18 protein-coding genes are annotated in these 23,000 nt (G+C 36.1%); 1 reads left to right on the top strand and 17 read right to left on the bottom strand.

Features of this window, described 5'->3' with window-relative positions; translation table 11 throughout:
- Positions 1-125: 125 nt before the first annotated feature.
- From queG to FLA105534_RS00620, 17 genes are all read right to left on the bottom strand, one after another.
- Positions 126-1,052 (bottom strand): tRNA epoxyqueuosine(34) reductase QueG, encoded by a 927-nt coding sequence (gene queG, locus FLA105534_RS00540; RefSeq protein ID WP_173964102.1) that lies wholly within the window; start codon positions 1,050-1,052, stop codon positions 126-128.
- Positions 1,049-2,395 (bottom strand): cytochrome P450, encoded by a 1,347-nt coding sequence (locus FLA105534_RS00545; RefSeq protein ID WP_173964103.1) that lies wholly within the window; start codon positions 2,393-2,395, stop codon positions 1,049-1,051. The genes queG and FLA105534_RS00545 overlap by 4 nt, the downstream gene beginning before the upstream one ends.
- 11 nt (positions 2,396-2,406) lie before the next feature.
- The gene (ruvB, locus tag FLA105534_RS00550) at positions 2,407-3,429 is read right to left on the bottom strand and encodes a Holliday junction branch migration DNA helicase RuvB (RefSeq protein WP_017498167.1); all 1,023 of its coding nucleotides are present in this window, start codon (positions 3,427-3,429) and stop codon (positions 2,407-2,409) included.
- A 215-nt stretch (positions 3,430-3,644) separates the two neighbouring features.
- A complete protein-coding gene (locus FLA105534_RS00555) occupies positions 3,645-4,214 on the bottom strand; it encodes a hypothetical protein (RefSeq protein ID WP_173964104.1) in 570 nt (189 codons plus the stop codon).
- Positions 4,201-4,695, bottom strand: coding sequence for an RNA polymerase sigma factor (locus FLA105534_RS00560; RefSeq protein WP_173964105.1), 495 nt, complete (start codon positions 4,693-4,695; stop codon positions 4,201-4,203). Before FLA105534_RS00560 ends, FLA105534_RS00555 begins: the two co-directional genes overlap by 14 nt.
- Before the next feature lies 1 nt (position 4,696).
- On the bottom strand, positions 4,697-5,533 hold the full coding sequence (locus tag FLA105534_RS00565) for an alpha/beta fold hydrolase (protein ID WP_173964106.1): 837 nt from the start codon (positions 5,531-5,533) through the stop codon (positions 4,697-4,699).
- A gap of 180 nt (positions 5,534-5,713) precedes the next feature.
- The gene (locus tag FLA105534_RS00570) at positions 5,714-7,144 is read right to left on the bottom strand and encodes an AcvB/VirJ family lysyl-phosphatidylglycerol hydrolase (RefSeq protein WP_173964107.1); all 1,431 of its coding nucleotides are present in this window, start codon (positions 7,142-7,144) and stop codon (positions 5,714-5,716) included.
- 28 nt (positions 7,145-7,172) lie between these two features.
- Positions 7,173-7,793 carry a DUF998 domain-containing protein gene (locus FLA105534_RS00575; RefSeq protein ID WP_173964108.1) on the bottom strand — a complete coding sequence of 207 codons (621 nt, stop codon included), beginning with the start codon at positions 7,791-7,793 and terminating at the stop codon, positions 7,173-7,175.
- Between the two features lie 50 nt (positions 7,794-7,843).
- Positions 7,844-10,471 carry a bifunctional lysylphosphatidylglycerol flippase/synthetase MprF gene (gene mprF, locus FLA105534_RS00580; protein WP_173964109.1) on the bottom strand — a complete coding sequence of 876 codons (2,628 nt, stop codon included), beginning with the start codon at positions 10,469-10,471 and terminating at the stop codon, positions 7,844-7,846.
- A gap of 345 nt (positions 10,472-10,816) precedes the next feature.
- The gene (locus FLA105534_RS00585) at positions 10,817-12,619 is read right to left on the bottom strand and encodes a cytochrome c oxidase subunit I (protein ID WP_173964110.1); all 1,803 of its coding nucleotides are present in this window, start codon (positions 12,617-12,619) and stop codon (positions 10,817-10,819) included.
- A 30-nt stretch (positions 12,620-12,649) separates the two neighbouring features.
- Positions 12,650-13,843: a cytochrome c oxidase subunit II gene (locus FLA105534_RS00590; protein WP_173964111.1), complete on the bottom strand. Its 1,194-nt coding sequence runs from the start codon at positions 13,841-13,843 to the stop codon at positions 12,650-12,652.
- Positions 13,844-13,862: 19 nt separating this feature from the next.
- The gene (locus tag FLA105534_RS00595) at positions 13,863-15,383 is read right to left on the bottom strand and encodes a cation-translocating P-type ATPase (RefSeq protein WP_173964112.1); all 1,521 of its coding nucleotides are present in this window, start codon (positions 15,381-15,383) and stop codon (positions 13,863-13,865) included.
- A gap of 27 nt (positions 15,384-15,410) precedes the next feature.
- Complete coding sequence (locus tag FLA105534_RS00600; RefSeq protein ID WP_173964113.1) at positions 15,411-15,956, bottom strand: c-type cytochrome; 546 nt, start codon at positions 15,954-15,956, stop codon at positions 15,411-15,413.
- Between the two features lie 8 nt (positions 15,957-15,964).
- Positions 15,965-16,489 carry a DUF3341 domain-containing protein gene (locus FLA105534_RS00605; protein ID WP_017498155.1) on the bottom strand — a complete coding sequence of 175 codons (525 nt, stop codon included), beginning with the start codon at positions 16,487-16,489 and terminating at the stop codon, positions 15,965-15,967.
- Entirely contained in the window at positions 16,482-17,885 is a 1,404-nt protein-coding gene (gene nrfD, locus FLA105534_RS00610) for an NrfD/PsrC family molybdoenzyme membrane anchor subunit (protein WP_173964114.1), read from the bottom strand. Before nrfD ends, FLA105534_RS00605 begins: the two co-directional genes overlap by 8 nt.
- A 33-nt stretch (positions 17,886-17,918) precedes the next feature.
- Positions 17,919-20,978 carry a TAT-variant-translocated molybdopterin oxidoreductase gene (locus FLA105534_RS00615; RefSeq protein WP_173964115.1) on the bottom strand — a complete coding sequence of 1,020 codons (3,060 nt, stop codon included), beginning with the start codon at positions 20,976-20,978 and terminating at the stop codon, positions 17,919-17,921.
- A 32-nt stretch (positions 20,979-21,010) separates the two neighbouring features.
- Positions 21,011-22,342, bottom strand: a complete 1,332-nt coding sequence (locus FLA105534_RS00620) for a c-type cytochrome (RefSeq protein WP_173964116.1) — start codon at positions 22,340-22,342, stop codon at positions 21,011-21,013.
- A gap of 219 nt (positions 22,343-22,561) precedes the next feature.
- Here FLA105534_RS00620 and FLA105534_RS00625 point away from each other — a divergent pair, with 219 nt between their 5' ends.
- On the top strand, positions 22,562-22,951 hold the full coding sequence (locus tag FLA105534_RS00625) for an SPOR domain-containing protein (RefSeq protein ID WP_173964117.1): 390 nt from the start codon (positions 22,562-22,564) through the stop codon (positions 22,949-22,951).
- The last annotated feature ends 49 nt before the right edge of the window (positions 22,952-23,000 follow it).

Consider the following 23,000-nt stretch of genomic DNA (forward strand, 5'->3'; position numbering starts at 1 on the left):
CAATATCACCTAATTAACTGATTATCAGATGACTATATCTCGTAAAAATGGGCTTTTTGTCCAAAAAAACTAACAATAAGCATCTTAAATCGTCAAAATGCTAAAAAATATTTCCTTTTTTTGTTTTACTCCAGAAAAATGATATTCCGTTTTAAACCATCAAATTTGGTTCTTTTGATAGGGGAATTCTTAAAAACTAATCGAAAAGTTTCTTCGGTAATTTCGATCCAATCCTTTTTTGAAAAAGAAAGTAGTTCAGGATTGGGATTAAATAAAGGTTCGGAATGCGGTTTTGAGAATCGATTCCAAGGACAAACGTCCTGACAGGTATCACAACCAAACATCCATTCATCAAATTTGCCTTTCATTTCAAAAGGAATATTTTCTTTGAGTTCTATGGTGTAATACGAGATACATTTGCTTCCGTCTACTACGTGAGGAGCAACTATTGCCTGTGTTGGACAAGCATCAATACAAGCGGTACAAGATCCGCAATGATCTGTTGTGGCATGATCATATTCCAATTCTAAATCAAGAATAAGTTCTGCAATAAAATAAAAAGATCCTACTTTCTGAGTCAGCAGGTTTCCGCTTTTACCAATCCAGCCCAGTCCGCTTTTTGCTGCCCAGGCCCGATCTAAAACGGGTGCTGAATCAACAAAAGCCCGGCCTGATACTTCGCCAATATTTTCCTGAATCGAGTGTAAAAATTCCTTTAATTTCTCTTTAATAACAAAATGATAATCCTGACCGTAAGCATATTTTGAAATTTTAAAGCTTTCTTCGGTCTGAGTTTCTGTTGGATAATAATTTAGTAAAAGCGACACTACGCTCTTGGCATCATCTACTAACAAAGTAGGATCCAAACGTTTGTCAAAATAGTTTTCCATATACCCCATTTGCCCATGATGGTTGTTATTTAACCATTTTTCAAGACGCGGTGCCTCCTCTTCCAGAAATCCTGCTTTGGATATTCCACAAGAAAGAAAACCAAGCCTCTTGGCTTCAGCTTTTATAAATTTTGAATAGGTCTCTTTAGAATTGATTGTCATCTTTTAGAGAATAAAACTTCTATTCCAACAGGTTTTAAAGTAATTAACGGATTGAATTGAACCGTATCAGTCTCCGATTTAATTACATATTTTTTTACAATATGAGCCACAGTAAGGCACATTTCATAGATCGCAAATCCGGCTCCAATACACATTCTTGGTCCGGCTCCAAAAGGATAAAAATATTGCATGGAGTGTTTCTTCTGTTCTCCCAGAAAGCGTTCCGGAATAAATTCCTCCGGGTTTTCCCAATATTTAGGGTTTCGATGCAACTCATAAAAAGAAACTCCAATTAAAGTTCCTTTTTTTAAATGATACGATCCAATGGTATCGTCTTCAACATTTTGTCTGTCTGTAATCCAGGCAGGTGGATACAAACGCATTGATTCATTTATAACAGCATTCAGATAAGTCATCTGCTGCAATTGTTCTACCACGTTCTCTGTTTGCGATTCTATTTCCAGGATTTCATTCAGCACTTTCTGCTGCACTTCCAAATTTCTTCCTAAAAGGTACAGTGTAAAAGTTAATGCATTTGCAGTGGTTTCGTGTCCGGCAATAAAAAGAACTTTAATTTCATCTATCAATTGCTTTACCGACATTCCTTCACCAGTATCTTCATAACGGGTTTCCAAAAGCAACTGAAGCAAATCGTTTACTTCTTCTCCTGAAGTGTTTCGATCCTCGATAATTTCCTGAATAATTCGATTGTTCTCTTCAGCCAGTTCAAGATGTTTTGTAACCTGACCGCTTATCGAAAACCACCACGCTTTGTGCGGAAGCCGAATTTCTTTGATTAAAAAGTTCTGAACTTCTTCAATAATAAATTTTATACGATTTAATTTTTCTTCAGAAACCGAGAGATGAAACAGCGACTTGGCCACTACATTAAATGCCAGCTGGCTCATAACAGGAAAAAGATCAATGGGTTTTTCCTCTACTATTTCCTTTAGCTCTGAAACAATCGTTTTGTTCATGTTCATGACCAACTGATTCATCTTTTGCTTGTGAAATGCAGGCTGAATCAGCCGTCTTTGTTTCAGCCAGAATTCACCATCAACAGTCAAAAGTCCTTTTCCTAAGTATTTTGAAAGGTAAACAGACTGAAATTTAGATTTGTGATAGTTCTTCTGATTTTTCTGTAAAATATGTTGGGCAATCTCATTATCACGTGATAAAATTAAATGCTTAGACCGTCCTATTTTTAGTGAAAAGGAATCCCCAAACTGATCAAAATATCTTTTATGGTAAGGAATAGGGTTTTTACGCACTCCTTCGGCATCCAAAAAGAACCTAACGATCGATAGCTTGTTCGGGTACTTGTATTTTTTATTTTCAGACATGTCTAACAGGATTAAAACAATCCGCCCTGAATGTTGGTGTTTATTTTTCCTAAATGTTTATACGCTTTATCTGTGACCTCACGTCCGCGTGGCGTACGCATAATGAATCCTTCCTGAATTAAAAAGGGTTCGTAGACTTCTTCAATGGTTTCACTGCTCTCAGAGACAGCGGTCGCCAAAGTAGAAAGCCCTACCGGTCCTCCTTTAAATTTATTAATGATGGTCAACAGAATTTTATTATCCATTTCATCCAATCCGTGCGCATCGACATTTAGAGCTTTTAGGGCATAACGTGCAATTTCGATGTCTATAGTTCCATTCCCCTTTATTTGTGCAAAATCACGAACTCTTCGCAATAATGCATTCGCAATACGAGGCGTCCCACGGCTTCTGCCGGCTATTTCGATAGCGGCATCTAATGAAATGGGCATTTTAAGTATAGAAGAACTTCTTTCGACAATTGTCGTCAAAAGTTCAGTAGTATAATATTGTAAACGAGATGAAATTCCAAAACGGGCTCGCATTGGAGCCGTCAATAATCCCGAACGCGTTGTAGCTCCTATCAGAGTAAAAGGATTCAGATTGATTTGCACTGTTCTGGCATTCGGACCGGATTCAATCATAATATCTATTTTGAAATCCTCCATAGCCGAGTATAAATATTCTTCGACAATAGGACTCAAACGATGGATCTCATCAATAAACAGAACATCTCTTTCGTCAAGATTGGTAAGCAATCCTGCCAGATCTCCCGGTTTATCCAGAACGGGTCCCGAAGTAATTTTAATTCCCACTTCAAGCTCATTGGCCAGGATATTAGCCAAAGTAGTTTTACCTAATCCCGGAGGCCCGTGAAAAAGGGCATGATCGAGTGCTTCACCACGCTGATTAGCCGCAGCAACAAAAATCTTTAGGTTCTCTAAAACCTGATCTTGTCCTGCAAAATCATCAAATGACAGCGGACGCAATCTTTTTTCAAGATCTAATTCTTCCGGATTGTATCCTTTTGTGGTGGGATCTAAGTTTTCATTCATTTTACAAAGATAGACAAAGAAATCAGTTTGTAAAACAGTTAAATTTCAAATAAAAAATTCCAAATTCTATACTCTATACTCTATACTCTATACTCTATACTCTATACTCTATACTCTATACTCTATACTCTATACTCTATACTCTATAACATTCCTTTGTCGGATTAATGGCGAACAACCCGATGTTATCCGCCATTTGATTTCCAATACTCTTTTTAAGAAATGTTTTTTAAGAAGTCTAAGAGCTTTACTTCCTTCTTAATGATTCTTATCATCAATAGCCCGAACAACAGTAAGAAACCAAAACCACTACATACGATATAAAGGTAAAAGCCGCTGGAGAAATTTTCTTTAAAAATGGGTAAAAGGAATGTAAAACCGGCAATATAGGTCAGGTAAATTATGGGGGTAAAAATATAGTGGATTTTTTTTCTCCATTGATAAAACTGCTGTGTCTGTTTACTATATTCAATTAAGGGAACATCTGTTTTTAAATGCTCTAATTTTTCTGCACTAATCCACTCTAAAACGATACGAAATACGAGCATTGTAATCATAATCCCCAATCCAAAACTAAATAATGTTTGCTTATAAGCCCCTACCCAAATATAATAAGAGATTAGTATGATCGAAGTTAAACTCAAAATTGCTCTGGTCCAAAAATGGTTGCGTTTAATTTTTTTTGTATGCGCCTCCGCTTTGTTAATAATATCAGTGGCAGCTGGTTTTGTATTGGATTCTGCTTGCTGATCCCAAATATTTTGTAATTCTTCAAATGTTTTCATTTTGTACACATTGCGTTAAACTTTTTTTAATTCGATGGATTCTAACCCGAAGTGTTTCTTCGGTTATCCCGATTACTTCTGATATTTCCGGATATTCTATACCGTCTAAGGTCATCAGAATGATCATTTTGTTGGTCTCTTCAAGCTTTTGTATACATTGATACATTTGCTGAAGTTGTTCTTCTTTTTCGTTTGAATAGGTTTCTGAAGCAACCTGAGGAAGAACATCTGCCCTGATTTCTTTCCTGGAAGAAGATTTGCGTAAATAGAGAAGACATGTATTTACTGTAATCCTATAAATCCAGGTACTAATACTCGATTCATTTCGGAATGTATCTAAATTTTCCCATACTTTTATGAAAATTTCCTGAGCTGCATCTGATGCTAATGCAACATCTCCACAAAAATAACCCTTGCACAAACGAAACACTTTATTGTAATGTTTGTTGTATATCTCGTTAAATTGTTCTCTTTTAATCACCCTACTTTATTTCTGATTTTACTTTTTCCATAAACCACTCCGGTTGATCATACATTACAAAATGAGCTGAGTTTGCTGCGTAATAAATTTTAACAGACGGCAGATTTTCATATTGAGCGGTATACGTTTTTTGTACTGTAGCAAGATCCGGATTTGTTGCTGCTAAAATTACTACCGGAATTTTAATTTTGGCTATTTCTTTGCGTAAATCTAAATTAAGCATATCAATATAACCGTATACATAAGTTTTTCTGTCCGCAACATTCATCCACTCGTTGATTGTTTTTTGCTTTTCTTTGTTCAGGCACATGTATGAAGTTGTCTGAGAATTCATGGCATTGAATGTCTTTTGATCCATAGCCAGCATCATTTTGCTTTGCGGATTGTCATGCGGAATAACTTCTCCTTTGTAATTGGGAATCATTAAAGCTGCACTTGCAGGTAAGGCATCAACGATAATCACTTTTTTGAACAAATTGGTTTCTTCAGAGGCCAGCCACAAACTTAAAGTCCCTCCCAGACTGTGACCAATTAATGTCGCTTTCTTTAGCTTTTTGGTCTTTACATAGGAAATAATTTGATCCTTTATTGTAGAAAACCATGGGCTTTCAATTGGAGGAACATTACCAAATCCTGCAAAAGTAAAAATGTGGCATTCGTAATTTTTAGATAGTTCGGCTACGGTTTCATTCCACACTTCTCCTGTACAGCCAAAACCAGGAAATAATAACACAGGTGCTCCTTTACCTTTTACATCGACCTTAAAGGCAGTTTGAGAAAAAACAGATTTTGAAATAAGAAGCATTAACACGACAAGTAAAATTGATTTAGTTTTCATAATGTTTAATTTTTTAAAGTTTCTCTTTTGATGCACTGCTATACTATTTGTTACCTCAAAAAATACTTTTTTTTAAAATTATTTTCAAGCACTTAAAAAACAACAACTTAAAAAACAATATTTAGCGATCCTTTTGCTTAACAAAAGGACTCGTTTTGTTTTGTTTTTAAAATCCCTACTTTATTTGATTTCTTTCAGAATACTTTCTGCAACTTTATTATAGTCATTATTGTAATGGTGTGAGCCTGGCAACTCAATTGTTTTAATCCCCGATTCTGAAAACTTGTTGCGGGTTGCAGCATCTTCTTCATCTCCAAAAAAGCAAATCGGATTATAGGATTTAACTTTTTTTGTTTCAGAAATCACATCATAAGTATCACTTGAACTTTCCATACTCAGCATGTCTGCAATATGAATTTCAAAATCTGCTTTCACATCAGGGGACAATAAATACAGCCCTTTTAATTTTTCTTTTAATGCTTCTGAAAAATTACCCGCAGCAAATGGAATTACAGAAGCTCCAAAGGAATACCCCGCAAGTATAAATGTTTTTCTATCCCATTGTTGTAAATAATGTTCAACAGCTTTAGCTATTGCATTCGAAGTCTCGCCAGGAGTTTTTGCATTCCAAAAGTACTTCTGGGCATCCAATCCTATTACTGCGATTCCCTTCTCTGCCAAAGCTTCACCAACAGATTGGTCAAAACTTGTCCATCCTCCATCCCCTGAAATTAAAAAGGCAATGGGCAAAGCTTCGTCTTTATTTTTTGTCGGAATCAATGTTAACGGCATTTCAAAAGGCAAAGGTGTCAAATGTTGTTCTTTAAGTAAAGAATTTTGTTGCGATTTCTGTTCGCTATAGGTTGGTGCATTTAAAATTTCCCTGAACGCATCAATAAACTGTGGTAACCAATTTTTAGTAACAGAAAATCCATGTCCCACTTTGAGCAATGTAATTAATTTTCCCTGCTTCATGCCTTCCATATATTTTTTTGTGTCGGCATAATTACAAACCTGATCTGTAGTTCCCTGAAGCACGATAAAAGGAGCCGATAATTTTTCTGTTTTTTCAAGAAAATAAGCTTTCCCTTCTTTTAAAACATGTGAAGTCAGTCCCGCACCATCACATAAAGTCCTGTCCGTTTCTATATCAGGACAGAAACCCAAGGCAATGGCTCCGCTAAAAGTATTGGCAGGCGCTTGAGCCAGCATTCCATAAATTAAAGTTGCTCCCGAAGAATATCCGGCCAATATTGGCTTTAGATATTGTTTCATCTTTATCTTTTTTTGCAGTAGCAGACTAAGCTCTTCAAAATCTCCAGCCGGGTAATAGCATTTTGATTTTTCTTTTTTTATTTCCTTAAAATAATGCTGAATATCAATACCCGCTACCACAGCACCCTGATCGGCAATGTTTTTAGCCATTTCAACAACACCACTATTCCATCCCCCATCCCCTGACACAAACAATACAACCGCAATCGGTTCTGTTTTAGGTTTATATATCATGACTTTACCAAATGCTCCAACCCTTATCGTGTCTGCTGTTAAAGCAAAAGCATTAGTACTAAAAATAAAAAACGATAGAAGAAGTGTTATGATTTTGTTCATTTGAATTATTTTTTAACATTACGAAATCTTAAACTATAGTACTCTTATTATACATTATGATCGAAACTGAAATAAAATAAACATAAAGATTCAGCAAAAAAAGCCTTTGCCACAACCCTTTGTACGAAGCTATTAAAGCCCCTGTATCCGAAGAGAAATGAATATCAAATAATAACATGGTAATACTTCCAATGATAAAAACGATCCACGAAAAATAATAAAAACGAGGATTATTCTCTTTTGAAATTACTTTACACATCATTAAAGGCAATAACAAAGCAGCAACAATTCCTATACCACCAACAATATTGTGTAAAAGATATGAAAGTGACTTTTTGCCGTCTATTAGGTCTGCTTTAAATAACCCCGAGCCAATCCCCTCTCCTAACCCGTAGACTATAATTAGTAAAGAAGCAATCATTACTTCTATACGGTCTTCATCAAACGCCCTTTTAAAAATGACTCCAAAAAAAATAAATACGATCCCAATTACTATCCACCATATCGAAATTGCTCCTGAAACCGGACTCACTGTTGCTCCCAAAGTACTAATAGTATTCTGTAACTGACTATATCCCCGATAATATCTTCCTAATAAAAATAACACCATAAAATCAGAAATACAGGTAATAATACAGACTATTGCCATGATCCTAATCCAATTTACCCGTCCTATTCTCCTCGATTTCATATTCTCTTTTATGGTTTTACTACTTTGTTTAAAACTAATGGAGCCTGTAATAAATCATAATCATGTGTATAAACTAAGTATTTGTTGTACCATACGGGAGAGAATTTTTCTTTAAAATCTCGCAACCCTTTGTAGTGCGCAAAATATTTTATTCTTTCATAAGCAAACTTCATAGATTTTTTAGGAAAGGTATCTGCATCTTCAATTCCACTCATTGCCGCCAATCCTAAATTAACAGAAGTGCAGCCCTGAGATTTTAAATAAGCGAAAAGTTCCAAAAGTATAAAATCTATGATACCGTTTGGGGCATCATTTGTTTTGCGAATCAAATCATAAGTCCCTTCACCTTTGGCAAAATCAGGAATGACATTTAAAAAGGCTACTATTTTCTCTTCGGCATTCTCTACTGTAATAATGGTTTGCTGTTTGAGCTCTTCCCACTCAAATCTGCCTTGCGAAAAAACAATTTCACTTCTCCCGGTGCTCAAGAGCCACTCATCACTTACTGCTTTTATTTTTTGCAGCAATCCGTCTTTTACGGGTGCGGTATGAATTGTTGTTTGAAAGCCTTTCTCTTTGACTTTACTGATCGCATTACGCAATGATTTTTTGGCTCCTCCTTCCATTGTAAATACAGACAGATCGACAACAGCTTCCTGTCCGATAAATAAGTTTTTTTTGTGCAGTGAAGCAAACAATTCTAGGTTGTCTTCCGGTACCCGATAATAAATGCTTCTTAAGCCGTTCTCGTAACAATAAACATCAAATTCGATTATACATTGTTTGATTTCATCTACTGATGTCGCTACGGGGTTTTCCAAGACTACAGCAAAATTATCGGCCACGCGATACGCCAGAAAAGATTTTTTACTTTCAGCGATAAAGATGTTTTTATCATCATAGGTTTTAAAATAATCCAAAGAAGAAGTACCATACTGTTTCAAAAGCTCGGATGCCAACAAAAAATCATCTTCAACCGCTTCTTTTTTTATGGTGTAAGGCCGTATTAAAGCAAAAACTAGAAATGCAATTGATAAAAAGCCACAGATGTTGATCGATAGTAAAAAGTGTCTTGCAAATCTGTCAAGCGGTACCAAATCTGAGCTCCCGATCAAAAAAAAGTTTTGCAGTGCATATTTTATGGATTCCTGCCAATGAAAGTCAATATCAAAATGTTTTTTATCCAGAAAATAGAATCCCAGGATCCCATACAATAAAACTGCTGCAATGCTAATTAAAACCGTTTTTAGTCCAATGCTTTGCAAATGGGAGCTACTTTTTATATAATATTCTTTTCGGGTAATAATTAAACTAACGAGTACAATCAGGGCAATTACAGCTTCTTCATAATCGATCGCTTTGGTAAGGTGCCCGATGATTGAAATAGTGGTTAAAAAAACAGCAGACCACCAGGCATTACGGAGCCCCTTTAGCATAAAAGCAGCATTCACCAGCATAAATAAGCCAGCCGTTATCACAAAATAATTCGAGGCTTTAATAGCCGAAACAGGGATAATATTTTTCAAAATGTGTAAACGTTCTGAGATAGCCGGAGTTAAAACGGATACTATGTTTACTAATCCCAAAACAAAAAGCAAAAAAGAAGGCACAACACGCATCAATAATTTATTGGCATTGAATGCAAAAATGAATGCCCCGGCCAACAATGGAATCCAAAATTCAAAGAAACGATATAAAAAAGTAATAGCTATCGCACTTACGCTATCAAAGCCAAATTGTAACAATATAAAACTCATCGAAATTTCGATAGCACCAAGCCCACGGAGAAAGGGGGAAACGATCAAAAATATAACCGAAATAATATAGCCCATTAAAGCGGCAGGAAGTGAAGGTGTAAAGCCCAAAGCAATCATTGCAATATACAAATGAGCTATTCCGACAAACTCAATGAGAACAGAATAAAAGACAACCTCCAAAAAATTCTTCTTTATGATTTCGTTCTGTTGTAAATCATCCAGAAAAACCACCGCAGAGGGGAGAAACTTTATGATCAAACGGTATAAGCTCCCCTTTTTCAGAATCGAATCGTAAATAAAAAAGATGCTTAAACTTAAGACAATGACAGCTCCCAACGCATACCATTCTCCAGATCCGGCAGTTCCCTGAAACAAAGAGTACATCAAAGCCGGAATGGCAACAATGATAACCGAAAGTATCCCCACAAAACCATATACGATGGAAGCAAAATGAATTTTAGTTGGTTTTACTCCACTCTTTTCAATTGATTTTGTAAAAAAGGCCAAAGAAGAAATTCCACCTGCCGGTAAAAAAACGCTGACAAAATTTCGTTTCAAAAATAAAATCACGGCCTGCTTAAAAGATATTTCACTCTGAACCGCTTTAAAGGAGGCAAAATACATTAACCCCTGAAGTGATACATAAATAAAAGCGAGAGCAACTCCGGACAAAACCCAAAAAAAACTGGCATTTGCAATTGCGTCTTTAACTTCTCGCAACTCTGATCGCTCATGCTTGATAAACCAGATTCCAATTCCAATAAAAAAAATGGTCAGTATAAACTGTCTAATAATCTTATCGTTTTCACGTAAAAAAGAAACTCCTTTTCGGTCTTTAAAAAAACTCAAAAATGTATTAGGAATCAGTAGTACCTTCATGTTATTGGGGGATAATTTACTTATGAAAAATCAAACCAACTTCTCTATAAATATACGACAATTATCTATCGCTCAAATCCTTACAATACTATTTTTCTCACTTTATATATCCAGATCGATTAAACTGTTAACCAATGAAAAATCCAGAACCGGTACATCCACATCAGAAACTATGCGAACATACTATCATAGAACATATAAAACAAGACTTTCAAAACTGTAGCTATCCAATTGAAAAGTTGAACGCAGCATTATAATCGATCAACTAAATGGTCGAAAATTTCATTATCAGAAACTTGTATAAACAAAAAAGACTGTCTTTTCAGACAGTCTTTTAAAATATTTTTAGTGGTGTAAAACTTCTTCACCTTCTTTCATTGGTACATTTTGCGGTACAAAATCTACATCGTGATTTGGGTTACTGTAGTCATAAGGCCAACGATATACATGAGGAATTTCACCTGGCCAGTTACCGTGGATATGTTCTACCGGAGTAGTCCACTCTAATGTTGTTGATTTCCATGGATTCTGAACAGCTTTCTTACCATAGAAAATACTACTAAAGAAGTTGTATAAGAATACCAATTGGAACGCACCTCCTACAAGAGCAAATGTTGTAATCAAAACATTCACATTTTGTAAATCATCAAATAATGGGAAGTTCGTGTTTGTATAGTAACGTCTTGGTAAACCAGCTAATCCAATAAAGTGCATTGGGAAGAAAACTCCGTAAGCACAAACAGCTGTTATCCAAAAGTGAATGTAACCTAAGTTTTTATTCAACATTCTACCGTACATTTTTGGGAACCAGTGATAAATACCAGCAAACATTCCGTAAAGTGCAGAGATACCCATTACTAAGTGAAAGTGAGCAATTACGAAGTAAGTATCGTGAACGTTAATATCTAAAGTACTGTCTCCTAAAATAATTCCAGTTAAACCTCCCGTAATGAAAGTAGAAACCATTCCGATAGAGAATAACATTGCAGGGTTGAATTGTAAGTTACCTTTCCATAAAGTTGTAATCCAGTTGAACGCTTTTACAGCAGATGGAATTGCAATCAATAAAGTAGTGAAGGTAAATACAGATCCTAAGAAAGGATTCATACCTGAAATAAACATGTGATGACCCCAAACAATCGTAGATAAAAATGCAATTGCAAGAACCGACATGATCATCGCTCTGTATCCAAAAATTGGTTTACGAGAATTCGTAGCCATAATTTCAGAAACAAGTCCCATTGCAGGTAAGATTACAATATAAACCTCAGGGTGTCCTAAAAACCAGAATAAGTGTTCGAACAATACAGGAGAACCTCCTTGGTAGTGTAAAACTTCTCCGGCAATATAGATATCAGATAAGAAGAATGAAGTACCAAAACTTCTGTCAAAGATCAATAATAAAGCAGCAGACAACAATACAGGGAATGAAATAACACCAATGATAGCTGTTACGAAAAATGTCCAGATTGTTAATGGAAGTCTTGTCATAGACATTCCTTTAGTTCTAAGGTTGATTACTGTTACAATGTAGTTTAAAGATCCCATTAAAGAAGATGCAATAAAGATAGCCATCGAAACTAACCATAAAGTCATACCTGTTCCAGAACCTGGAATTGCTTGAGGTAAAGCACTTAATGGAGGGTAAATTGTCCAACCCGCAGATGCTGGTCCAGCTTCAACAAATAATGAACATAACATTATTACAGCAGATACGAAAAACAACCAGTATGAAATCATATTCATAAATCCGGAAGCCATATCTCGCGCTCCAATTTGAAGTGGAATCAATAAATTACTAAAGGTTCCGCTCAAACCGGCCGTCAGTACAAAGAATACCATGATGGTACCGTGAATTGTAACTAAGGCCAAATAAATATCATTTGCCATTACACCATCAGGTGCAAATTTATCTCCTAATAAAACATTAAAGATTTTGAAAGACTCTTCTGGCCAAGCCAATTGCATTCTGAAAAGCAAAGACATTGCAATACCAATAATACCCATAATGATACCGGTAATTAAATATTGCTTAGCAATCATTTTGTGATCAATACTAAAAATATATTTAGTAATGAACGTGTCTTTATGATGATGTTCGTGCTCGTGATCGTGTCCGTGATCGTGACCGTGCGCTTCTGCTGACATATATGTGTACTTTAAATTTTCTTAATAATATTATTTCATAGCCACTTTAGCTACAACTGCCTTAACCGTATCGATAACTGCTTTCACAGTATCTTTAGCTGTACTATCAGTGCTCGCTTTTGCTTCTTCACCAGCCTTTTTTTCAGCATCTGCAGCAGCAGCGGCTTTAATATCCTGAGCTAATGTAGTTTTTTCGCTTAACCATTTTTTATACTCTTCCGGAGTATCCACAACTACTTTCATTTGCATGTTGTAGTGAGAAGCTCCACAAATTTTATTACATAATAATAAATAGTCAAATGTATAAGGATCTAAAGCTGTTCCTCCTTTAGCAACTAACTCAACGCTTTTTTCAGCTCTAAGTTTGTTGATGTGCGCAACTTTTTCTACCATAAATGGTAATTCTCTGTATTCAGAAGTTGTATACGTTGGAATAAAAGCAAATTCAGTAACCATTCCAGGAACACAGTTCATTTGCGCTCTAAAGTGAGGCATGTAAGCTGAGTGTAATACGTCCTGAGAACGCATTTTGAAATGTACTTTTTTACCTTTTGGAATATGCAATTCAGAAACAATAATATCGTCCTGAGCGTTAGGGTCAGACATATCAACTCCTAATGTGTTGATACCTTCGATTAAACGAACGTTTGCTTTTCCTAAAACATTATCCTGACCAGCATATCTTGCTGTCCATTTAAATTGTTGTGCGTATAATTCGATTTCGATTACATCTTCGTCTTTATCCACAAACATAATGTTGTTCCAAGCGTACAATCCGTAAAGGATCAAACAAGCCAACACTACAGATGGAATAATACTCCAGATTGCTTCTAATTTATTACTATCAGCAAAGAATAAAGCTTTTTTATCTTTATTTCCTCTGTTTTTAAAAGAGAACCAGTATAATAATCCTTGTGTAATAAATTGAACTACAAAAATTAAAACCCAAGTAATATTCATTAAATTATCTACTAAAAGTCCGTGCTCTGAAGCAGGAGTATGAAGTGCTAAACCACCCCATTTTAGTAAACCGTAAATCGTAAAGATATAAATGAATGCCAAAAAGCCAAACATGATATATCCCTGAACATTATTATCATTATCCGATGCAACCTGAGAATCGTCCGAAGAAGATCCTACCTGAGTAAGATCAAATATCTTGGTCAATTGCCACAAAGCAACTGCTAATAAAACTAAAACTATAATTACCAACAAACTTGTCATCTGTTTACTTCTTTAAATATTAATAATGAAAATGTTTACTTTCTTCAATGAAAGGATTTCTTTTTGCTAACAAAGGAGCTTTAGCTAATGCAGTAAACACTACAAAAATAAACAATCCTAAGAAGAAAAGAATAGAGGCAATTTCAGGAACTCCAATAAACCATTTATCTCCAACTGTACCTGGCATAATCATATTAAAGAAATCAACATAGTGTCCTAATAAGATCACTACACCGGCCATTACAATAACCCAGCTAAGACGTTTGAAGTCTGTATTGATCAATATTAATAATGGGAACACAAAGTTCATAACTACAGCTCCAAAAAATGGTAAGTTGTATAATTGAATTCTGGTTACAAAGTAAGTAACCTCTTCAGGAATATTAGCATACCAGATCAACATAAACTGTGAGAACCATAAGTATGTCCAGAAAACACTGATACCAAACATGAATTTAGCTAAATCGTGAATGTGGCTTGTATTTACATACTCTAAATATCCTTTAGATTTCAAGTAGATTGTTACTAATGCGATTGAAGTGATACCACTTACAAAGAAAGAAGCAAAAACATACCATCCGAACAATGTACTGAACCAGTGTGGATCAAATGACATAATCCAGTCCCAAGACATAATAGACTCAGATACGATGAAGAAAACTAAGAATCCTGCAGATAACTTAAAGTTCTTTTTGTAGTATAGGTCATCATTAGCTTCATCCTGAGCCAAACAGTTTTTTGCTGAATAGTGACGGTATAAGTTCCATCCTATTAAGAAGATTGCTGCTCTGATGATCCAGAATGGAAAGTTCAGGTAACCTGCTTTTCCAGCAATGATAGCGTCATAGTTAGCGTGTTTTGGATCTGTAACTCCTTCTCCTAACCATACAAAGATGTGGTTAAAATGCAATCCGCAAAGTACTAAAATGATAAAGAATATAACAGAACCAGCAGGTAAGTAAGCTGTGATTCCCTGCATTACTCTAAACAATACCGGAGACCAACCTGCCTGAGCAACTTGTTGAATAGCATAGAATGCTAAAACTCCCATAGAAAGTAGTAAAAAGAAAATACAAGCAACATATAGTGCCGACCATGGTTTGTTTTGCAATTGGTGCAATACATGCTCCAAATGTTTTTCATGTTCACCTGCGGCATCAACTTTCGCATGCTCTCCACCTTCGTGTGAATCATGTGAAGCTTTTGCAGCTTCATGAGAAACTGCTGGAGTTTCTGCGTGCGCAGCACCTTTAAGTGAATCATGTGAAGCTACTGCTGTATCATGAGAAACTGCTGGAGCTTCTGCATGCGCAGCACCTTCATGTGAAGCTTCTTTAGCTTCATGACCTGCAGTTTCATGAGAAGCTTCGGCAGCTTCACCATGCGCAGCACCATGAGAACCATGAGCATCTGCAGCTAGTATTTTTTCAACTTCTTGAATATCTTTAGGCGCACTTAAAAAACCATACCCAATTCCTAATAGGCCAAGAACCATTAGGATGATAGAAAAAGTTTTTAATTTACTTGAAAATGTATACATATCTATTACGATCAGTTTGTTCAACAATTATAATTGGCTTTTTAGTTTTAGAACATAGTCAGCAACTAACCAACGTTCGTGGGCACTTAATTGATTTGCATGTGAACCCATTGCGTTTAAACCATAAGTTTCAACGTGAAAGATACTTCCTTCAGTGATAACTCTGTCTTTGTAGCTAGGTACTCCAAGAAATTTTTCTCTTTCAACCAATTTACCTTTACCGTTTCCAGTTGCACCATGGCAGCTGATACAGTAAATTTCGAAAAGTTCTTTACCTTTTCCAGAATTTCTATCTGCTTCACTCAAAGGTGATTTTAAATTGGCTTTCGCTAATTCATAACCCGCAGTTGAATTTTCATATTCGTAAGGTTCAAAACCTCTATTGATAGTTCCTTCTACAGGAAGTTGTCCTTCTTTTCCTCCTTTAAATATTTTTGCTTCTGTGTATGGCTCGTAAGCAACAGATTCATACATATTTGGGAAATACTGATAGTTTGGTGCCGAATTATTGTGGCAAGATGAAACTAAAATAGTTATACCAACTAAAAGTGTTATTTTATATATCCTTTTCATAGCTACAATTAATTCTTTTCAATTACTTTAACTTCAACAGCTCCTGTACCTTCGAAAAAAGAAACTAGTTCTGCTTCGTTATCATTTACAGCAACTTCCATTAAGAAATGGTCGTCTGTTGTTCTTACATCAGGATTTTCAGCTTGTTTGAATGGCCATAATCTACTTCTCATATAAAAAGTGATAACCATTAAGTGGGCAGCAAAAAATACAGTCATCTCAAACATAATTGGCACAAAAGATGGCATATTTTGAATGAAACTGAAACTTGGCTTTCCACCAATATCCTGAGGCCAGTCATGAATCATGATATAACTCATCATGAATGTTGCAACAGAAATACCAACACATCCGTATAAAAATGCACAAATTGCTAATCTTGTTGGTGCTAAGCCCATCGCTTTATCCAATCCGTGAACTGGGAATGGAGTAAAAACCTCCTCAATATGATGATGAGCAGCTCTGGTTTTCTTTACTGCATCCATCAAAATATCATCGTCATTATAAATGGCGTATATTACTTTATTACTCATGGTGTGAATCTTTATTTGCTGCTCTTTCTCTAATATAATTATCTCCTGTTCCTTTCAAAATTGTTTTCACCTCTGCCTGAGCAATTACAGGGAATGTTCTTGAGTACAATAAAAACAATACGAAGAAGAAACCAATCGTTCCGATGAAAATTCCAATATCAACAAATGTTGGTGAGAACATTGTCCAAGAAGATGGAAGGTAATCTCTATGTAAAGAAGTAACAATAATTACGAATCTTTCAAACCACATTCCGATGTTTACTACAATCGAAATAATAAAGGAGAACATGATACTTGTTCTTAGTTTTTTGAACCACATGAACTGTGGAGAGAAAACGTTACAAGTCATCATCGACCAATATGCCCACCAGTAAGGTCCGGTAGCTCTGTTTAAGAACGCATATTGCTCATACTCTACACCTGAGTACCAAGCTACGAATAACTCAGTGATATACGCTACCCCTACGATAGAACCTGTAATCATGATTACAATATTCATTAACTCAATATGTTGTAGTGTAATATAAGCTTCTAAGTTAGACACTTTTCTCATTACGATCAACAAGGTATTTACCATTGCAAATCCTGAGAATACCGCTCCTGCAACGAAGTACGGAGGGAAAATCGTAGTATGCCATCCCGGAATTACCGAAGTAGCAAAGTCCATCGATACAATAGTGTGTACAGAAAGTACAAGTGGAGTAGCTAAACCTGCAAGTACTAAAGATACTTCTTCAAAACGTTGCCAGTCTTTTGCTCTACCGCTCCATCCAAAACTTAGGATAGAATAAACTCTTTTATTGAAAGGTGTTATTGCTCTGTCACGTAGCATTGCAAAATCAGGTAATAAACCAGTCCACCAGAAAACCAATGATACCGAAAGATACGTTGAAATTGCAAATACGTCCCAAAGTAATGGCGAGTTAAAGTTTACCCATAAAGATCCAAACTGATTTGGAATAGGTAAAACCCAGTATGCCAACCATGGACGCCCCATGTGAATAATTGGAAATAAACCTGCCTGAACTACTGAGAAGATAGTCATCGCTTCAGCAGAACGGTTAATAGCCATTCTCCAACGCTGACGGAAAAGTAATAATACCGCAGAAATTAATGTTCCGGCGTGACCAATACCAACCCACCAAACGAAGTTCGTGATATCCCAGGCCCAACCAACTGTTTTATTTAATCCCCATGTTCCGATACCTGTAGATACAGTGTAAATTATACAACCTAACCCCCAAAGGAAGGCTATTAATGCGATTGAAAATACAATCCACCATTGTTTGTTTGCAGGCCCCTCAACAGGTGCAGCTACATCTACTGTTACATCGTGATAAGATTTATCACCTATAACTAAAGGTTTTCTAATGGGTGCTTCGTAGTGAGACGACATAATCCTTTATATTGTTTCTAATTAATAATTTTACTAAGTATTTCTAACTTTTACATGATAGAAAACGTTCGGTTTTGTACCAACATGCTCTAATAAATGATACATTCTTTCGCTTTCTGCTAACTTAGCAACTTCGCTTTCTTTATCATTTACATCTCCAAACACCATAGCTCCTGATGAACAAGCTGCAGAACAAGCGCAGGCATTGTTAAACTCATCTTTTGCCACAACTCTACCTTCACGTTTTGCCTGAAGAATAACAGCTTGTGTACTTTGAATACAGAATGAACATTTTTCCATAACTCCACGAGAACGAACGTTTACGTCTGGGTTTAATACCATACGACCTAAATCATCATTCATGTGATAATCGAATTCACTGTTTTTGTTGTACAAGAACCAGTTGAAACGACGTACTTTATATGGACAGTTGTTTGCACAATAACGAGTACCAACACATCTGTTGTATGCCATGTGGTTTTGACCTTGACGACCGTGAGATGTTGCAGCAACCGGACAAACTGTTTCACACGGTGCGTGGTTACAGTGCTGACACATTACTGGTTGGAATGCAACCTGTGGATTGTCTCCAGGTTTTTCCATTTCATTAAATGTAGATAATGAACTTGACAAACCTGCAATATTTTCTTTTCTTTCGTTATCACCTTCAAAAGTGCTTTCAGAAGAATAGTACCTGTCAATACGCAACCAGTGCATATCACGGCTTCTTCTTACCTCTGCTTTACCAACAACAGGAACGTTGTTCTCTGCGTGACAAGCGATAACACATGCCCCACAACCTGTACAAGCATTTAAGTCGATAGAAAGGTTAAAGTGATGTCCTGTTGAACGATCAAATGATTCCCATAAATCTACTGTTGTAGCTTTAACTTCCTGGTGATCTAAAGATACCATTGGCTGTGGATTCCAATGTTCCGCATTTTCTTTGTTAAATACATCAAGGGTAGTTTCTTTAATGATATCCCCTCTACCCATTAATGTTTTTTGTCCCTGAACACAAGCAAACTCATGCTCTCCATTTGCTTTAGCAATAGAAACAGACTGAACACTATTGAAATTTTTATATAAAGCGTAAGCATTTAAACCTACCTGCATTTCTTCTTTTAAAGCTGCTTTACGACCGTAACCAACTGCTAAACCAACTGTACCAACAGCTTGTCCTGGCTGAACAATAACCGGTACGTTTTCTAATTTAAACCCGTCAGCAGTAGTAATAGTAGCATAACTTCCGTTCAAACCACCGTTAGCAACGATTTCATTAGACAAACCTAATTTCTTAGCATCAGCATTAGAAACAGTAACATAGTTATCCCATGAAACTCTGGTAATTGGATCCGGGAATTCTTGTAACCAAGGGTTATTAGCATGTTGCCCATCTCCTAATCCCGTTTTAGTATATAATACTAACTCGAAATCACCAGCTGCTTTAGATTTTGCAAGTGCATTTGCAGCGGTAGCAGCATCAACAGCACCTCCAGACAATGCAGCAGATCCAACTACTGCAACACCATCGTGTAATACTTTGTTCCAAGAAGATCCTGCAGTAAATGCTGAAGAATTAGCTTTTAAATAATCATAAAAAGTACCTCCGGCACCATTTAATGACAATAAAACATCCTGAAATTGTTTGGTATTGAATATAGGGCGAATCGTTGGTTGCGTTAAGCTATAAGTTCCGCTTGTTATTTCTACATCACCCCAAGACTCTAAATAATGAGGAGCCGGAGCAGCAACAGTAACAATTGAAGCAGTTTCATCTTCTTTTAATGAAAAAGCAACAGATGTTTTCACTTTTTTCAATCCTGAAGCAAAAGCAGATGAATCAGCTAAAGTGTAAACAGGATTAACTCCACTCATAATTAAAGTATGAACACTTCCAGCATTCAGATCTTTAATTAATTGAGAAACAACAGCATTCGATCCCTTTCTAATTTGTCTTGCTCCTGCAGTAGTATAAGCTTCACTCGCCAAAATTTGATTGATAGCTAAAACTAATAACTGAGCGTTTTTATCTTCGATTCCGGATACCAGAACCCCTTTAGATCCGGCAGCTTTTAATTGTTGAGCAGCTTTCACTACTTCAGCTTTAGAAGCAGCATCTAAAGTAACAGGAACAGAAGCACCCGCAATAATGTTATATATTTGAACTAAAGCCTGTTTTTGAACAGCAGTAGTCATTGGAACACGCTTATCAGCAGCTGCTCCGGATAATGTCATATTTGATTCGAATTGGAAATGACGTGACATTTTTCCGTTTTGTGGAATACGTCCTTTTGCATATCCACTATCGTACCCACCACCTTGCCAGTCTCCTAAGAAATCAGCTCCAACAGATACAATTAAATTAGATTTTGAAAAATCATAATCAACTAAAGCTCTTTGACCATATACAGCTTGGAAAGCATCTAAAGCCTCAGATGAAGAAACTGCATCATAAACAACATGCTTAGCATTTGGATTTTTAGCAATAAATTCAGCGATTAATTTTTCAGTAGATGGACTTGCAAGTGTATTCGTTAATAATACAACTTGTTGGTTTTTAGCTTTTGCTTCAGCTAAACTTGATTTAATTTTTAAATCAACAGCTGACCAAGTAGCTTGTTTACCATCTACTTTTGGCTCTTTTAAACGAGCGCTATCATACAATCCTAAGATAGATGCGTGAATTCTCGCATTAGCTGCAAATTTAGCACCAGCGATTGTATTGTTTTCAATTTTAATTGGACGACCCTCACGAGTTTTTACCAAAAGATTAGCAAAATCAAAACCATCAAATACAGTAGTTGCATAATAATCTGCAACACCAGGAATGATTTGCTCTGGTTGTAAAACATAAGGGATAGACTTGTGCACAGGACCTTCACACGCAGCAAGTGTAACTGCCGCAGTACTAAATCCTACGTACTTTAAAAAGTCACGACGTGAAGTTCCAGATGAAGCTAAAGCATCTGCATTCCCTAAGAATTCATCTGTAGGAATCTCTTCAACAAACTCGTTATTTCTAAGCGCCTCAACAATAGAACTATTTTCTAGTTCTTCAACACTTTTCCAGTATTTTTTGTTTGATGACATTGTATATAAATATTAAAATCTTAATAATTCGATTAATAGTGGCATTTACCGCATTCTAAACCTCCCATTTGCGCTGCAGTCAATTTCTCTACACCGTATTTTTTAGAAAGTTCAGCATGAATTTTATCATAGTAAGCATTTCCTTCCATCTTAACATCAGTTTTTCTATGGCAATCAACACACCATCCCATTGTTAACTTAGAGTATTGCTTCATGATTTCAAATTCCTCCACAGGACCGTGACAAGTTTGACATTCAATACCTCCAACAGTAACGTGTTGAGAGTGATTGAAGTAAACAAAATCAGGCAAGTTATGAATACGAACCCATTTTACTGGCTGTGTTTTTCCGGTATAAGCTTGTTTCGCTTTATCCCAACCAACAGCATCATATAACTTTTGGATTTGAGCATCGTAAAACGCTTTGCTATACTCAGGAGTAGCAGTAGTTTCAGCAACTTCAGAGATGTTTTTATGACAGTTCATACAAACATTCAAAGATGGAATACCAGCAGTTTTACTCACACGAGCAGCAGAGTGGCAATATTTACAATTGATTTCGTTATCACCAGCGTGAATCTTATGAGAATAGTGAATTGGCTGAATTGGCTCGTAGTTTTGATCCACACCAACCTGCATTAGATATCCGTAAACGAAATATCCACTTGCCAATAGCAAGAATATTGCAGTCACCAATACCAAGAATTGGTTTCTGGCAAATGCTTTCCAGATTGGAGTTGAAGCTTCTTTAGGAGCAACTTCAATACCATTATTACGTGCTACTTTAGTCAACACTTTGTTCACCATGAACAACATCACTACCAAGATAGCCATTACAAGTGCAAGCGCACCTAAAATAATATTATTAGAAATACCTCCACCGTCTACATTTGTTCCAGGAGGAGTTGCAGCCCCACCAGCAGCAACCGCCGGTTCAGCTTTTACTTCAGAAGTATACGCAAGAATATTGTCAATATCCCCTGTTGATAATTGAGGAAAAGAAGTCATTACTGACTTGTTGTTTTCTTCAAAAAGTTTTACTGCTACAGGATCACCTGACTTAATCATGTCAGAACTGTTGTGAACCCATTTGTAGATCCAGGCTACGTCATGCTTTGCAGCAACTCCTCGTAAAGCAGGACCTGTTGATTTGGCATCTAATTTGTGACATGCAGCGCAATTTGCATTAAAAAGTTCTTTCCCTTTTACCGGATCACCACCAGCAGTTGCAGCCGGAGCAGCAGCTTCAGGCGCCGCAGGAGCAGCAGGATCTTGAGCAAATGAAGTTAGGGAGAAAAGCAGCGTTAGCGATAAGCTAAGCAGCAATTTTCTTGAGATCGAATTATGGTTACCCACCTTTTTCATATAGTATAATAATTATCTACTAATTTTTGGTATGATTTTTTCTGTAGTAAATCAACGAAAAACTAATACCTTCTTTTAAAACTTGCACAAAAATACGACTTATGTGTTATTCTCAAAACCTTAAAATAGTCTTAAATATCAATTTATATCAATTCTAAATAATATCAAATTTTCACATACTAATTTTAAATAGTATTTTTGCTCAAAAACCATCACATTATGAGAATTTTAACCCCTTCAAAAAGAGTTTTCTTCACCCTAACAATGTTCACTTTAGCTTATAATATTCATGCTCAGGATCAAAATTTAACACTAAATCAGGATCCTAAATTCGAGCAATTATTGAACGACAAACGCAAAATTAACACAGCAATAAGTACAAACGATACTTACAAAATCCAAATCTTCAGCGGTAAAAGCGAAGAAGCAAAGAAAACGTTATCGGATTTCAAAAGAGAATACAACACTATAGACGGGACCATAATCTTCAATACTCCCAACTATAAAGTAATTGTAGGCAATTTCAAGACCCGAATAGAAGCTGAAAAGAACCTGGCAGACATCAAAAAGAGATACAAAAGCGTGTTTCTTCTAAAGCCCGGGAAGTAATCTCCGATTCAAAACAAAATAGCACAAAAAAAAGGCAATTTCACAATCG

Source organism: Flavobacterium collinsii (assembly GCF_902804485.1).
GTDB classification, from domain to species: domain Bacteria; phylum Bacteroidota; class Bacteroidia; order Flavobacteriales; family Flavobacteriaceae; genus Flavobacterium; species Flavobacterium collinsii.